Genomic DNA, 14,218 nt, shown 5'->3' on the forward strand with positions numbered 1-14,218 from the left:
ATCCGCGCTCGGCCGAGCCCCGCCCGTCCGCCCGCCCTCCGCCGGCGCGACGCGACCGCCATAACCGGCCTCTACCACTGCTATCTTGTTCGCCATGGCTTCGGAATCCGCGGTGCGACCGCGTCAACGGGCCCAGCATCTCGGCCCCGAACGCCGACGCCCGCAGGTTCTGGATGCGGCGCTGCGCATCGCGGCGGACGAGGGGATCGCGGCCGTCACCATCGCCGCCGTGGCCGAACGCCTCACCGTGACCCGGCCGGTGGTCTACGCCTGCTTCGCCGACCGCGTCGAACTCATCAACGCCCTCATCCAGCGTGAGGAGGGGCTGCTGCTGGCCGGCATCATGGACGCCCTGCCACCGCGCCGGGTCGAGGCCGACGAAGAGGTCTTCGTCGAAGGCTTCCGCGCCCTGCTGGAGACGGTCTCCAAACGCCCCGACACCTGGAAACTGCTGCACGGCAACCCCGATCCGGCGGTGGCGAGTTCGTTCGGACGCGGGCGCAGCTTCGCGGTCGAGCGCTGCACCCGCCGGCTGCGGCCCACCCTGGAGGCCTGGGGAACGGTCGACGCGGAACGCAAACTGCCCGCACTGGTCGAGTTGTGGGTCTCGGCCGGTGAGGGCGCGGTCCGCACGCTGGTGACCGAGGGCGACAAGTGGACCCCGCAGGATCTGGGCGCCTTCGTCGGCGCCGCGGTCTACCGGGCGCTGCGCTCGGCCTGAGCGCTGTCGCGAAACCGCCCCTCGACTGGTATTTCTGCCGATCAAAGTTCGCACTCTCCGGCAATTGTGCTAGCTAAAATGGAAATCGGCGTCCATTCGACCAGCGACCCGGCGGGAGAGCGGTATGGCGTTCTATCGGCAACTGGGTTCCCTACCGCCGAAGCGGCACACCCAGCATCGTGACGAACGGGGGCGGCTGCTCTACGAGGAGCTGATGGGCGAGGAAGGCTTCTCCGGCGATTCGTCGCTGCTGTATCACCGTGGCCTGCCACCGGCGATCATCGATTCCTCGGCCTGGCGGCCGCCGAATTCCCGGACCGTGCCGAACCATCCGCTGCGGCACCGGCACCTGCGGTTGCACGAACTGTTCCCCGAGTCCGTGCTCGCGCAGACCGACGTCGTGACCGGCCGCCGCCTGATCCTCGGCAACGACGACGTGCGCATCTCCTATGTGGCGGCGCTGCGCGAATCCCCGTTGTACCGCAACGCGATCGGTGACGAGCTCGTCTACGTCGAGTCCGGATCGGGCGTGGTGGATACCGTCTTCGGGCGGCTGCCGGTGCGCACCGGCGATCATGTGCTGCTGCCGCGCGCGACCACGCATCGCTGGCGGCCGGACGGCCCGGAACCGCTGCGCGGCTATATCGTCGAGGCGACCGGGCATATCACCGCACCCAAGCGGTATCTGTCGGCATTCGGCCAGTTCCTGGAGAATTCGCCGTATTGCGAGCGGGATCTGCACGGTCCGGCCGAGCCGCTGCAGGAGTCCGGCACCGAGGTCGAGGTCCTGGTGAAACATCGGCCCGGCGCCGAAATACTCGGCACCCGAATGGTTTACGCCGATCATCCGTTCGACGTGGTGGGCTGGGACGGCTGCCTGTACCCGTATCGGTTCAATATCGGCGATTTCGAGCCGATCACCGGCCGCATTCATCAGCCGCCCCCGGTGCATCAGGCCTTCGCGGGTACGAACTTCGTGATCTGCGACTTCGTACCGCGCAAGGTCGACTATCACCCGCTGTCGATTCCGGTGCCCTACTACCACTCCAACGTCGACTCCGACGAGATCCTGTTCTATTGCGGCGGAAACTACGAGGCTCGGCGCGGTTCCGGCATCGGGCCGGGGTCGGTCTCGGTGCATCCGGGCGGATATGCGCACGGCCCGCAGCCGGGCGCCTACGAACGCAGTATCGGCGTGGAGTATTTCGACGAACTGGCGGTGATGGTCGACACCTTCCGCCCGCTGGGCCTCGGTGAGGGCGCGCTGGCCTGCGAGGATCCGGACTATGCGTGGACCTGGTCGGGGCGCGGGCCGAGTTCGGGGCGGGCGTGACCGCGACGGTGCGGCTGAACGTCGCCGACGACGACCCGTTCGGGCCGGACAACCTGCCCTACGGGGTGTTCGCACCGCCCGGCGGTCCGTTCCGCGCCGGCGTCCGGTTCGGCGCGCAGGTGCTGGATATCGCCGCGCTGCTGGATGATTCGATCTTCGCGCGTCCGACTCTGAACGGCTTCCTCGCGCAGGGCCCGGCCCGCTGGCACAGCGTGCGCGAACGATTACGGGACGCCGTGCGCGCTCCGCTGCCCGCGGCCGCGATCCATCCACTGGAGTCGGTGCGGCTGTCCCTGCCGATATCCGTCGGCGACTACGTGGACTTCTACGCCAGTATCGACCACGCCACCCGGCTGGGCGGCTTCCTGCGGCCGAACGGCGAACCGCTGCTTCCGAATTGGCGTCATCTGCCGGTCGGCTATCACGGGCGGGCGGGCAGCGTGGTGGTCTCGGGCACGCCGGTGCGACGCCCGTGCGGGCAGCGCCGGACCGCCTCGGGCGCACCGGAATTCGCGCCCTCCACGCGGCTGGACATCGAGGCGGAACTCGGCTTCGTCGTCGGCGTCGGTTCCGAGATCGGCACCTCGATCGCGGTGGACGACTTCGCCGGCCACGTCTTCGGCGTGGCGCTGGTCAACGACTGGTCGGCCCGCGACATCCAGGCGTGGGAGGGACAGCCGCTCGGCCCGTTTCTCGGCAAATCGTTCGCCACCTCGCTGGCGGCGTGGATCACTCCGCTCGCCGCGCTGGAATCCGCCCGGATCGCGGTGCCGGAACAAAGACCCGAACCGCTTTCCTATCTACGAGGACACCAGGATTGGGGCTTCGACATCGACGTGCGGGTGTACTGGAACGGCGTCCCGGTCAGCGCGCCACCCTATCGCGCGATGTACTGGTCGGCGGCGCAGATGCTGGCCCATCTGACCGTCAACGGCGCCGGCACCCGGCCCGGCGATCTGTTCGCCTCCGGCACGATCTCGGGACCCCGGCAGGACCAGAGCGGATCGTTCATCGAACTCTCCGGCAACGGCGCCCACCCGGTCGACGTCGGCGGCTGCGAGCGGACCTTCCTTGCCGACGGGGATACGGTCCTGCTCACCGCGACGGCCCCTGGCCCCGGCGGGGCGCGTATCGCGTTAGGCGAGGTCGGCGGCCGCATTTTTCCCGCGAACCAGTGATCGTAGAATGTGATCTACAACACAAGACGTGCGATCTCATCCAGCCAGGTCAAGCCAACGGCAGCGCGGCCCACCAGGAGCAGTTATGCACGAATTCAGCCTGCCGGCTCTCTACGACGTGCCGGCCGAGGCCTCTCTCGGAGACCTCGTGTACCGCAATGCCGAACTCCATCCCGACCTCGGGGTGATCGGCCTGAAACGCGACGGCCGGTGGCACGACATGACCGCCGCGCAATTCCTCGCCGAGGTGCGAGCGACCGCCCGAGGACTGATCGCCGAAGGTGTCGGCCTCGGCGATCGCGTAGCGATCATGTCCAGCACCCGCTACGAGTGGACACTGTTCGATTTCGCGGTCTGGTGCGCGGGCGCGGTCAGCGTTCCGATCTATCCGACATCCTCCGCGGAACAGGTGCAGTGGATCCTCTCCGATTCAGGCGCCGTCGCTGTGGTCACCGAAACGAACGCGCATACGGCGGTCGTGAACAAGGTCCACGAACAGGTGCCCGATCTCGCCCACATCTGGGAGATCGAGGCGGGCGCGGTCGACGTTCTCACTCGAGCCGGGACCGAGATCGACGACGCCGAACCGGACCGGCGCCGGTCCGCTGTCGGCCCGGATTCACTCGCCACCATCGTCTACACCTCCGGCACCACGGGCCGGCCGAAGGGCTGCGGGCTGACCCATGGCAATCTGCTCGCCGAACTGGGCAACACGACCGCTCGGCTGCCGCAGCTGTTCCGCACCGGCGAGTCGTCGATCCTGTTGTTCCTGCCGCTGGCTCACGTGCTCGGCCGGATCGCGGAGATCGCCGCCACACTCGTTCCCATCAAGATCGGCTACGTGGCCGATGTCAAGGACGTCACCGCCGAACTGGGCACTTTCCGGCCGACGCTGATCCTCGGCGTGCCCAGAGTCTTCGAAAAGGTCTACAACGGTGCTCGCAGCCAGGCCCAATTGACCCACCGCGGCAGGATTTTCGAAGTCGCCGCCGCGACGGCGATCTCCTACAGCCGCGCCCTCGACCGGGGCCACGTCCCGTGGCATCTGCGCGTGCGACACGCGCTGTTCGACCGCCTGCTCTACAGCAAGTTGCGTGCCGCCCTCGGGGGCCGGGCCACGCACGCCCTGTCCGGCGGGGCTCCGCTCGGCGCACGGCTGGGGCACTTCTTCCGCGGAGTCGGCTTCACGGTGCTGGAGGGCTACGGCCTGACCGAAACCTCCGGAGCCATCACCTTCAACCCGGACGACCAGCCCAAGATCGGAACCGTCGGCCAGCCGGCGCCGGGCTGCGCGGTGCGCATCGACGACGACGGAGAGATCCTGCTCCGCGGACCCAGCGTGTTCACCGGTTACTGGCACAATCCCGCCGCCACCGAGGCCACCTTCCGCGACGGCTGGTTCGCCACCGGCGATGTCGGCTCGCTCGATGCGGAGGGCTACCTCACGATCACCGGCCGTAAGAAGGAGCTCATCGTGACCGCGGGGGGCAAGAACGTCGCGCCCGCGGTGCTCGAGGATCGCATCCGATCCCACGCCATCATCGGCGAGGCCATGGTCGTGGGCGACGGCAAGCCGTTCGTCAGTTGTCTGGTGACCATCGACACCGAGCACCTCCCGACCTGGAAGCAGTTGCACGGCAAGCCCGCCGAAGCCACACTCGCCGATCTCTACTCCGACCCCGACCTGCTGAGCTCTGTCCAGGAGGCGATCGACGAAGGAAACCGGGCCGTCTCGCAGGCCGAATCGGTCCGCAAGTTCCGGCTCCTGCGGATCGAATTCAGCGAGGCCAACGGCTACATCACGCCGTCGCTGAAGCTCAAACGCAACCTGGTCCTCCGCGATTTCGCCGACGAGATCGAAGAGCTGTACAAGTCCTAGTACAAGACCCGGCCGAGTGACGCGCCCCACCGTCGCGCGGTACCCTCGGCCGGGTACCACATCGTGCCAACGGGGGCTCGCACCAGCGGGCTGAGAGGACGGCTAGCCCATTCGGGCGGTTCAGGGCCGTCGACCGTACGAACCTGACCGGGTAATGCCGGCGTAGGGAGGATTGAGCTCACATGTCGTCGAACCATGTCACCACCGGCCCCATTGCGGGCAGCGCAAAGCACTACGAGGAAATCGACGCCGACGGGACGACGTTGCGCATCCCGGTCCGCCGGATCAACCTGACCAACGGCGAACACTTCGACGTCTACGACACCTCCGGCCCGTACACCGACGATTCGGCGACGATCGACCTGGAGGCCGGACTGCCGAAGCTCCGCGCCGGCTGGACCACGCCGGACGTGCCGGGCCCTCGTACGCAGCTGGCCTGGGCCAGAGCCGGGGCGATCACCGCCGAGATGCGCTATATCGCTGCGCGCGAAGGTGTTTCGCCGGAACTGGTTCGCGACGAGGTGGCCGCCGGCCGCGCCGTGATCCCCGCCAACCACAACCACCCCGAATGCGAGCCGATGATCATCGGCAAGAAGTTCGCGGTGAAGATCAACGCCAACATCGGCAACTCCGCGGTCACCTCCTCGATCGCCGAAGAGGTGGAGAAGATGGTGTGGGCCACCCGCTGGGGCGCCGACACCATCATGGATCTGTCCACCGGTAAGAACATCCACGAGACCCGCGAGTGGATCCTGCGGAATTCGCCGGTACCGGTCGGCACCGTGCCGATCTATCAGGCGCTGGAGAAGGTGAACGGCGATCCGACCAAGCTGACCTGGGAAATCTATCGCGACACCGTGATCGAGCAGGCCGAGCAGGGCGTGGACTACATGACCGTACATGCCGGGGTACTGCTGCGGTACGTCCCGCTGACCGCCAAGCGCGTCACCGGCATCGTCTCGCGCGGCGGTTCGATCATGGCGGCGTGGTGTCTGGCCCATCACCAGGAATCGTTCCTGTACACGAACTTCGCGGAGCTGTGCGAGATCCTCGCGAAGTACGACATCACCTTCTCCCTCGGCGACGGGTTGCGGCCCGGTTCCATCGCCGACGCCAACGACGAGGCGCAGTTCGCCGAACTGCGCACGCTCGGCGAACTGACCAAGATCGCGAAATCCCATGGCGTGCAGGTGATGATCGAGGGCCCCGGCCACGTCCCGATGCACAAGATCGTGGAGAACGTGCGGCTGGAGGAGGAGCTGTGCGAGGAGGCGCCCTTCTACACCCTGGGCCCGCTCGCCACCGATATCGCACCGGCCTACGACCACATCACCTCGGCGATCGGCGCGGCGATCATCGCGCAGGCCGGCACCGCGATGCTCTGCTACGTCACCCCGAAGGAACATCTGGGGCTGCCCGATCGCGACGATGTGAAGACCGGCGTGATCACCTACAAGATCGCCGCGCATTCGGCCGATCTCGCCAAGGGGCATCCGCGGGCGCAGGAACGCGACGACGCATTGTCCAAGGCGCGCTTCGAATTCCGCTGGCACGACCAGTTCGCGCTGTCGCTGGATCCCGACACCGCGCGGGAGTACCACGACGAAACGCTGCCCGCCGAACCGGCCAAGACCGCGCACTTCTGCTCGATGTGCGGCCCGAAGTTCTGCTCGATGCGGATCTCCGCCGACGTACGCGAGTACGCGGAGAAGCAGGGGCTCACCGACGTGGAGGCGATCGAGGCCGGTATGGCCGAGAAGTCGGCCGAATTCGCCGAGGCCGGTGGCAAGGTCTACCTGCCGGTCGTGTCCTGACAGCGAAAGCTGTTGTGCCGTAACGGTTAGGCCGTTGCGCTGCGCGCGCCGACGCCCGCCCGCCGCCAGGGCGCGCGTCGGCGCCGCAGATGTCCCGGGAGCCGGTCACAAGGCCGCAGCGCCGCCGCTACTTCCGGGGCTGCCAGCGCGCGGCGAAATCGTCGGGTTGCGGTGCGGGGCCCGGGAGTTCGCCGGGAGTGCGCAGACCGTCGAGCAGCAGGGCGAGCATGCGGTGGCGCAGTTGGGTCGTTCGAGCGGGATCGGGGAGGACGATCGCCGCGCAGGCCTCCAGCACCAGGGCGAGGTCGGCGATCGTCACGCCGTCGCGCACGCTGCCGGAAACCCGTGCCCGGCGAAGGATTTCCTCGTTCAGTTCCGCGGAGCGCCGCACCTGAGGCGCGAACGATTCGTCCGGTGTGAATGTGCCGGCCAGTCGCACGGTCAGTGAATGCACATCGGCGTCGACGACCCGGCGCAGGAATTCGGCCAGCACGTCCGCCTCCGCCGGCAACTCCAGCGCGGCCTCGCCCTCGGCGTTGTAGCGGCACAGCCCCTGGTAGCAGAGCGTGCGCAGCAGCGCTTCCTTGCTCGGATAGCGGCGATACAGCGCGCTGATCCCCACCCCGGCCCGTTCGGCGACGGCCGAGATCGGCGCGGTCGCATCGGCGAGGAAGACCGCTCGGGCGGCGTCGAGGATGATCCCGTCGTTGCGCGCGGCCTGCGCCTTGCGGCCGGGAAGCGCCTGGTGAGCTGGGGCGTCGGCTGATTTCGGCATGGATTCAGCGTAGCACTTGAAACGGAATGATCCGTTCTGATACGGTTCTAACAGAACGAAACATTCCGTTCCAGAGGGAGACGATCATGACCATCCGCCCGTTCCGCATCGACATTCCGCAGGACCGCCTCGACGACCTCACCGATCGGCTGCGCCGGGCGCTGTGGCCGGACGAGCTGCCCGGCGTCGGCGACGCCTACGGTGTGCCGGGCGATCGGGTGCGCGCGCTGGCCGAGTACTGGCTGAACGAATTCGATTGGCGGGCAACGGAAGCGCGGTTGAATGCCTATCCGCAGTTCCGCATCGACATCGACGGCGAGGATATTCACTTCCTGCACGTCCGCTCGTCGCGGCCGGACGCTCTGCCGGTGATCCTCACCCACGGCTGGCCCGGTTCGGTGCTGGAGTACGTGGACGTGATCGAGGCCCTCACCGAACCGGAATCGACCGACCATCCGGCCTTTCACGTGGTCGTGCCCTCCCTGCCGGGTTTCGGCTTCTCCGGCCCCACCCGCAGCACCGGCTGGGACACCCAGCGCACGGCCCGCGCCTGGGTGGAGTTGATGGACCGGCTCGGCTACCAGCGCTTCGGCGCGATCGGCAACGACGGCGGATCGATGATCTCCCCGGAGATCGGCCGGCTGGCCGGTGATCGCGTCGTGGGGGTCCACGTGACCCAGTTGTTCTCCTTCCCCTCCGGCGATCCGGCGGAATTCGAGGGACTGTCCGAGGAGGACCTGGGTGCGCTGGCCCACCTGCAGTGGTTCCAGGACAACAAGATGGCGTTCAACATCCTGTGCAGCCAGCAACCGCAGACACTGGCCTATGCGCTCAGCGACTCTCCGCTGGGGCTGTTGGGCTGGAACGCACAGCTTTTCGGCGAAAGCCTCGATCCGGAATTCGTGATCGGCAATATCGCGCTGTACTGGTTGACGGGCACCGCGGCCTCCTCGATCCGCTTCTACTACGAGAACGCCCACGCCACCGCGCATCCCGCCGAGCCGACCACCACCCCGACCGCGCTGGCCATGTTCGCCGGCGATTTCCGGTCGATCCGCCGATTCGCCGAGCGCGACCACAAGAACATCGTGAGCTGGAATTCCTACGATTCGGGCTCGGTGATCGGCGGCCCCAACGACGCGGCCGGACATTACGCCGCGCACGAGGCGCCGGAGGTGCTGGTCGGCGATATCCGGCAGTTCTTCGCGCAGGTGCGGTGAGCCCGCGCCACGACCCCGCGACCGCCGCGTCGTAGGGTCGTGGCGTGAAACTGCTGCCGTTACCGGAGCCGGGCGCTACGCCGGTCCGGGTCCTGACGATCGCCGGAACCGACTCCGGAGGCGGGGCCGGAATTCAAGCCGATTCGCGGACCATGGCGCTGCTGGGGGTGCACGCCTGCGTGGCGGTGGCCGCGGTGACAGTGCAGAACTCGGTGGGTGTCAGCGGATTTCACGAGATTCCGCCGCAGACCGTCGCCGATCAGGTGCGGGCGGTGACGGGCGATATCGGGGTCGCGGCGGCCAAGACCGGGATGCTGGCCTCGACCGCCATCATCGAGGCGGTGGCGCAGGTCTGCGACGAGGTGGGGATCGGACGCGACGGCACGGTACCGCTGGTGGTCGACCCGGTGGCTGCCTCCATGCACGGCGACCCGCTGCTGCACGCGGAAGCCCTGGACGCGCTGCGCTCGGTCCTCATTCCGCACGCCACGCTGGTGACCCCGAATCTGGACGAGGTGCGGCTGCTCACGGGCATCGCCGTCACCGACGACCGCACCGCCCGCAAGGCGGCCGAGGCGCTGATCGCACTCGGCCCGCGCTGGGCCGTCGTCAAGGGCGGGCATCTGCGCTCCTCCGAATTCAGCACCGACCTGCTGTTCGACGGCGACCGCTTCCATGAGCTCACCGCGCCCCGCATCACGACCGGTAACGATCACGGCGGCGGCGACACCCTGGCCGCCGCCTCCGCGTGCGCCCTGGCCCACGGCTACCAGGTGCCCGAGGCGGTGGCCTTCGCCAAGGAATGGACCACGCGCTGTCTGAAGGATGCCTACGACCTCGGCGCCGGCCACGGTCCGGTCTCACCGCTATGGCGGCTGCGCGAGCACTGAATTCGCCTGACGACCAGGCCGGACGGACCGGCGCGCTCCCAGGAAGCTCACAGGTCGGACGCAGCGCTGCCCAAGGCTGATCCCCGAGATTGGGATCATGACCGAGACAGCGATGGCGTCCCAGGCGGCCACCACCCCCGACCCGACGCGCACACCGGTGCTCGAGGTCGTGATCCCGGTGTACAACGAGGAGCGCGATCTCGCCGGATGCGTCCGCCGGCTGCACGCCTTCCTGCGTGACGGATTTCCGTTCTCGACCCGAATCACGGTGGCGGACAACGCGTCCACCGACTCCACGCTCGCCGTGGCGCACCGACTCGCCGACGAACTGCCCGAGGTCGAGGTCGTACACCTCGACCGCAAGGGCCGCGGGCGCGCGCTGCGCGCGGTGTGGGAGGCCTCGAAGGCGCAGGTCGTCGCGTATATGGACGTCGACCTGTCCACCGACCTCAACGCGCTGCTGCCGCTGGTCGCCCCGCTGGTCTCCGGACATTCCGATCTGGCGATCGGCACCCGGCTGGCGAAATCCTCGCGCGTGGTGCGCGGGCCCAAGCGCGAGATCATCTCCCGCTGCTACAACCTGATTCTGCGGGCCTCGCTGCAGGCCCGGTTCTCCGACGCCCAGTGCGGATTCAAGGCGATGCGCACCGATGTGGCGCGCCGGATCCTGCCACTGGTCGAGGACGGGGAATGGTTCTTCGACACCGAACTGCTGGTGATCGCCGAACGCGCCGGGCTGCGCATCCACGAGGTGCCGGTGGACTGGATCGACGATCCGGACAGCCGCGTGGACATCGTCGACACCGCCCGCAAGGATCTGCTCGGTGTGTGGCGGGTGGGCCGGGGCCTGGCCACCGGCGCCCTGCCGATCAACGAACTGCGCGCCGCCATCGGGCGGGAACCGCTGGTGGACGGGGTGCCGCTGGGCATGGTCGGGCAGCTGGTGCGCTTCGGCATCATCGGTGTGCTCTCCACCCTGGCCTACATGCTCCTGTACGTGATGTTGCAGGCCGTGGTGGGCGCCCAGCCCGCGAACTTCGCCGCCCTGCTGCTCACCGCGGTCGCCAACACCGCGGCGAACCGCGCCTTCACCTTCGGCGTGCGCGGCTCGGGCAACGCGGTCTCCCACCACTTCCAGGGCCTGCTGATCTTCGCCTTCGCCTGGGTGCTGACCAGTGGTTCGCTGTTCGCCCTGCACCGCTGGGCGCCGGACGCGTCCGTGCACGTGGAACTGCTGGTGCTGGTGGTCGCGAATCTGGTGGCGACGCTGACCCGATTCGTGGGACTGCGCTGGGTCTTTCGCAACGCGGTCGCCGGCAGCGGCGTCGAGGACATCGCGACGGCACCGGCCCCGACGGAAACGCGGTGACCACAACCCTCCTCCGGCCGATGTCTCCGACCGCATCGGCCGCACCACCGGCCGCGGACCGGCACCGGTGGGAGCGGCCGGCGCTGACCGTCCTCCTGCTCACGACAACCATCGCCTACCTGTGCAATCTGAGTGCCAACGGGTGGGCGAACGCCTTCTACGCCGCTGCGGCACAGGCAGGTTCGGTGTCGTGGAAGGCGTTTCTCTTCGGTTCCTCGGATGCCGCGAACGCGATCACCGTGGACAAGACCCCGGCCGCCCTGTGGCCGATGGATCTGGCGGTCCGGGCGTTCGGGCTGTCCAGTTGGAGCCTGCTGGTGCCGCAGGTGCTGATGGGCGTGGGCGCGGTCGCGTTGCTGTGGGCGACCCTGCGCCGGCCGTTCGGGCCGGTGGCCGGACTGCTCGCGGGCACGGTGCTGGGCGTGACACCGGTGGCGGCACTGATGTTCCGGTTCGACAATCCGGATGCGCTGCTGGTCCTGCTGATGGTGGCGGCATGCTGGGCGATGACGCGCGCCCTCGAGGACGGGCGGCTGCGGTGGCTCGTCCTGTGCGGCGCCTTCGTCGGATTCGGCTTCCTGGCGAAGCAATTGCAGGTGCTGCTGGTGGTGCCCGCGCTCGCGGCCACCTACCTGATCGCCGGCCCGCCGCGCTTGGGCACGCGGGTCGCGCAGCTGGGCGCCGCGGCGGCGGCCATGGTCGCCGCCGCCGGCTGGTGGATTCTGCTCGCCGAAGTGTGGCCGGTCGATTCTCGGCCGTATTTCGGTGGGTCCCAGCATAATTCGGTGCTGGAGCTGACCTTCGGATACAACGGCCTGGGCCGGCTGAACGGCGACGAGGTCGGCAGCCTCGGTCCGCCCGGCGGCGGGTTCCGGGGTGAAAGCGGGATGACCCGGTTGTTCCAGCCGGCCCAGGGCGGACAGATCGCCTGGCTGCTCCCGGCCGCGCTGATCCTGCTCGTCGCGGCAATAGTGCTGCGCGGCAGAGCATCTCGCACCGATCACCAGCGCGCCGCGCTCGTGCTGTGGGGCGGCTGGCTGGTGGTGACCGCCCTGGTGTTCAGCTTCATGCGGGGCATCTTCCACCAGTACTACACGGTGGCGCTGGCCCCGGCGATCGCGGCACTCGTCGGCGCGGGCGTCACGATGCTGTGGCGGCATCGGGAACGGTTCTGGGTCCGTATGGTCGCGGCGGTGACGATGGCGACGACGACCGCCACGGCGTGGATGTTGTTGTCGCGCAACCTCGACTTCGTGCCGTGGCTGCGATGGCCGGTGCTCGCCGGTGGGATCGCGGTGACCGTCGCACTGCTGTTTCCGGCGCCGCGGCGGATCGCTGTCGCGCTGGCGATCGCCGCGGGCCTGGCCGGTGCCGCGGGGCCGCTCGCCTATACCGTCGACACCCTCGCGACCGCGCATACCGGGCCCATTCCCAGTGCCGGGCCCAGGATGCCCATGCGATTTCCCGCGGGTATGCGGATGCCGTGGGAGCAGAGCTCGGGCGCCGAGGGTTTCGGACGGGCCGGCGACCACGGCGGCCGGGCGGGCGGTCTCGCTGTGGGCCCCTGGGGTCGCGACAACCCCGGCGGCAACGCGATGCAGGTCAGCACGCCGAGCGAGACGTTGACCGCCCTGCTGGACCGCGACGGCGAAGCCTACGAATGGGTCGCGGCGACCGTGAGCTCGAATCGGGCGGCCGGATATCAGCTCGCCACCCAATTGCCGGTGATGGCGATCGGCGGATTCAACGGCAGCGATCCCTCCCCGACCCTGGATCAGTTCCGCGACCACGTGGCGGCGCTCGACATCCACTACTTCGTCGACGGTGCGGATCGCGGACCGGGCGACGGTGCGGAGGATTCGACGGCCGTGCGGATCACCGCCTGGGTGCGTAATCACTTCACCGCACAGAACGTGGACGGGGTGACGATCTACGACCTGACCGCCCCGCGGTGAGCGCGCCGGCGACAGTTGCCCTCGGAAACGACGATGCCCGCCCTCGAAGAGGGCGGGCATGGCGTGGTTGTAGCCCCGACGGGATTTGAACCCGCGCTACCGCCTTGAGAGGGCGGCGTCCTAGGCCGCTAGACGACGGGGCCGAGAACTTCGCTCCGGGAACCGGAGCCCGGTCAGCTTATCGGTCCCGGGCGGCGGCACCAAATCCGGTGTTCACCTACCGTCGGTCTCAGAACGGCTTGCCCTGGATGAGTCCGAAGATTCCGGCGATGAAGAACAGCGGGATGAACAGCGCGGTCGCCACCGGGTCGCCGTTGAGATACCCCTGCCGAATACCTTCCAGAGCTGCCGCAGAACCCGAATCCATGATCGATTCCCCTCGCTCGATATCTGGTGCATGTGCCCGCTTACGGTAACGCGGCGAACCGCTGTTCCCACCGGCGGGCGGTGTGTCGTGCGGCGTGTGTCAGTGCGGGGTGTGCAGGCCCATGTGCAGGGTCACCGCCCATTGGTGCACGATCTGCTTGCGACGGACCGAGTCGTCGGTGAGGACGTCGGCCAGGCCCAGGCCGCGTGCCATGTCGAGGGTGGCCTGCACGAGGTGGTGGGCCACCGGGTCGGAGTCGTCGACGCCGAGCGCCTCGACGGCCAGGCGATGCGAAACCCGGCCGAAGTGCGCCTCGAGCGGCACGATGCGTTCGCGCAACACCGGATCCGCCGCGGCGTGCGTCCACACCTGCAGCGCCGCCTTGAACAGCGGAGTCGTATAGGACTCGACCAGCTGCGCCACCACCGCCTCGGTGCGGCCGACGCCCTGCGCCACCTCGGTCACGGCCGCCGCCTCGGCCTTGGACTGCGCCATCCGGGTGTCGAACATGTACTCGAGGGCGGCGGTGATCAGATCCTCCCGGGTGGGGAAGTGATGTTGGGCCGCCCCGCGCGAGACCCCGGCCCGTTCGGCGACCACCGCGACAGTGGCCGCCGCCCAGCCCATTTCGGCCAGACAGTCGATGGTCGCCTCGAGCAATCGCTGACGGGTGGCCCGGCTGCGGTCCTGCTTGGGTTCGTGCGATGCGGTCATGAT

12 protein-coding genes and 1 tRNA gene are annotated in these 14,218 nt (G+C 68.5%); 9 read left to right on the forward strand and 4 right to left on the reverse strand.

Annotated features, from left to right (window positions below; translation table 11 throughout):
* The first annotated feature begins 94 nt into the window (after positions 1-94).
* The 5 genes from NA3_RS32405 (at position 95) to thiC (ending at position 6,925) form a co-directional block, all read left to right on the forward strand.
* Positions 95-721, forward strand: a complete 627-nt coding sequence (locus NA3_RS32405) for a TetR/AcrR family transcriptional regulator (RefSeq protein ID WP_030516593.1) — start codon at positions 95-97, stop codon at positions 719-721.
* Between the two features lie 124 nt (positions 722-845).
* Positions 846-2,054 (forward strand): homogentisate 1,2-dioxygenase, encoded by a 1,209-nt coding sequence (locus NA3_RS32410; protein ID WP_062968245.1) that lies wholly within the window; start codon positions 846-848, stop codon positions 2,052-2,054.
* Positions 2,055-2,062: 8 nt separating this feature from the next.
* A complete protein-coding gene (locus NA3_RS32415; RefSeq protein WP_062968297.1) occupies positions 2,063-3,232 on the forward strand; it encodes a fumarylacetoacetate hydrolase family protein in 1,170 nt (389 codons plus the stop codon).
* An 85-nt stretch (positions 3,233-3,317) separates the two neighbouring features.
* A complete protein-coding gene (locus NA3_RS32420) occupies positions 3,318-5,111 on the forward strand; it encodes an AMP-dependent synthetase/ligase (RefSeq protein ID WP_062968247.1) in 1,794 nt (597 codons plus the stop codon).
* Between the two features lie 182 nt (positions 5,112-5,293).
* On the forward strand, positions 5,294-6,925 hold the full coding sequence (thiC, locus tag NA3_RS32425) for a phosphomethylpyrimidine synthase ThiC (RefSeq protein ID WP_062968248.1): 1,632 nt from the start codon (positions 5,294-5,296) through the stop codon (positions 6,923-6,925).
* A gap of 127 nt (positions 6,926-7,052) precedes the next feature.
* Here the strand turns inward: thiC and NA3_RS32430 are convergent, their stop codons facing one another.
* Positions 7,053-7,700, reverse strand: coding sequence for a TetR/AcrR family transcriptional regulator (locus tag NA3_RS32430; RefSeq protein ID WP_062968250.1), 648 nt, complete (start codon positions 7,698-7,700; stop codon positions 7,053-7,055).
* Positions 7,701-7,786: 86 nt separating this feature from the next.
* On the opposite strand from NA3_RS32430, the gene NA3_RS32435 reads away from it, so the two are divergent.
* From NA3_RS32435 to NA3_RS32450, 4 genes are all read left to right on the forward strand, one after another.
* A complete protein-coding gene (locus tag NA3_RS32435) occupies positions 7,787-8,920 on the forward strand; it encodes an epoxide hydrolase family protein (protein WP_062968252.1) in 1,134 nt (377 codons plus the stop codon).
* A gap of 44 nt (positions 8,921-8,964) precedes the next feature.
* Positions 8,965-9,810, forward strand: coding sequence for a bifunctional hydroxymethylpyrimidine kinase/phosphomethylpyrimidine kinase (gene thiD, locus NA3_RS32440; protein ID WP_062968254.1), 846 nt, complete (start codon positions 8,965-8,967; stop codon positions 9,808-9,810).
* A 112-nt stretch (positions 9,811-9,922) separates the two neighbouring features.
* On the forward strand, positions 9,923-11,179 hold the full coding sequence (locus NA3_RS32445; protein ID WP_062968299.1) for a bifunctional glycosyltransferase family 2/GtrA family protein: 1,257 nt from the start codon (positions 9,923-9,925) through the stop codon (positions 11,177-11,179).
* A complete protein-coding gene (locus NA3_RS32450) occupies positions 11,176-13,134 on the forward strand; it encodes a glycosyltransferase family 39 protein (protein WP_372464291.1) in 1,959 nt (652 codons plus the stop codon). The genes NA3_RS32445 and NA3_RS32450 overlap by 4 nt, the downstream gene beginning before the upstream one ends.
* A gap of 70 nt (positions 13,135-13,204) precedes the next feature.
* Here the strand turns inward: NA3_RS32450 and NA3_RS32455 are convergent.
* The 3 genes from NA3_RS32455 to NA3_RS32460 all read right to left on the reverse strand — a co-directional run bounded on the left by NA3_RS32455 (position 13,205) and on the right by NA3_RS32460 (position 14,215).
* Positions 13,205-13,277: transfer RNA gene (locus tag NA3_RS32455), tRNA-Glu, on the reverse strand.
* 86 nt (positions 13,278-13,363) lie between these two features.
* Positions 13,364-13,501, reverse strand: coding sequence for a hypothetical protein (locus tag NA3_RS37860; protein WP_167355071.1), 138 nt, complete (start codon positions 13,499-13,501; stop codon positions 13,364-13,366).
* 99 nt (positions 13,502-13,600) lie between these two features.
* Positions 13,601-14,215 carry a TetR/AcrR family transcriptional regulator gene (locus NA3_RS32460; RefSeq protein ID WP_062968258.1) on the reverse strand — a complete coding sequence of 205 codons (615 nt, stop codon included), beginning with the start codon at positions 14,213-14,215 and terminating at the stop codon, positions 13,601-13,603.
* Positions 14,216-14,218: the final 3 nt, after the last annotated feature.

The sequence above is a fragment of the Nocardia africana NBRC 100379 genome (assembly GCF_001612635.1).
GTDB classification, from domain to species: domain Bacteria; phylum Actinomycetota; class Actinomycetes; order Mycobacteriales; family Mycobacteriaceae; genus Nocardia; species Nocardia africana.

What these genes read in the sequence shown, in the direction of transcription:
- NA3_RS32405 (WP_030516593.1), top strand. Translation starts at nt 95, where the DNA reads ATGGCTTCGGAATCCGCGGTGCGACCGCGTCAACGGGCCCAGCATCTC.
- NA3_RS32410 (WP_062968245.1), top strand. Translation starts at nt 846, where the DNA reads ATGGCGTTCTATCGGCAACTGGGTTCCCTACCGCCGAAGCGGCACACC.
- NA3_RS32420 (WP_062968247.1), top strand. Translation starts at nt 3,318, where the DNA reads ATGCACGAATTCAGCCTGCCGGCTCTCTACGACGTGCCGGCCGAGGCC.
- thiC (WP_062968248.1), top strand. Translation starts at nt 5,294, where the DNA reads ATGTCGTCGAACCATGTCACCACCGGCCCCATTGCGGGCAGCGCAAAG.
- NA3_RS32430 (WP_062968250.1), bottom strand. Translation starts at nt 7,700, where the DNA reads ATGCCGAAATCAGCCGACGCCCCAGCTCACCAGGCGCTTCCCGGCCGC.
- NA3_RS32435 (WP_062968252.1), top strand. Translation starts at nt 7,787, where the DNA reads ATGACCATCCGCCCGTTCCGCATCGACATTCCGCAGGACCGCCTCGAC.
- NA3_RS32445 (WP_062968299.1), top strand. Translation starts at nt 9,923, where the DNA reads ATGGCGTCCCAGGCGGCCACCACCCCCGACCCGACGCGCACACCGGTG.
- NA3_RS37860 (WP_167355071.1), bottom strand. Translation starts at nt 13,501, where the DNA reads ATGGATTCGGGTTCTGCGGCAGCTCTGGAAGGTATTCGGCAGGGGTAT.
- NA3_RS32460 (WP_062968258.1), bottom strand. Translation starts at nt 14,215, where the DNA reads ATGACCGCATCGCACGAACCCAAGCAGGACCGCAGCCGGGCCACCCGT.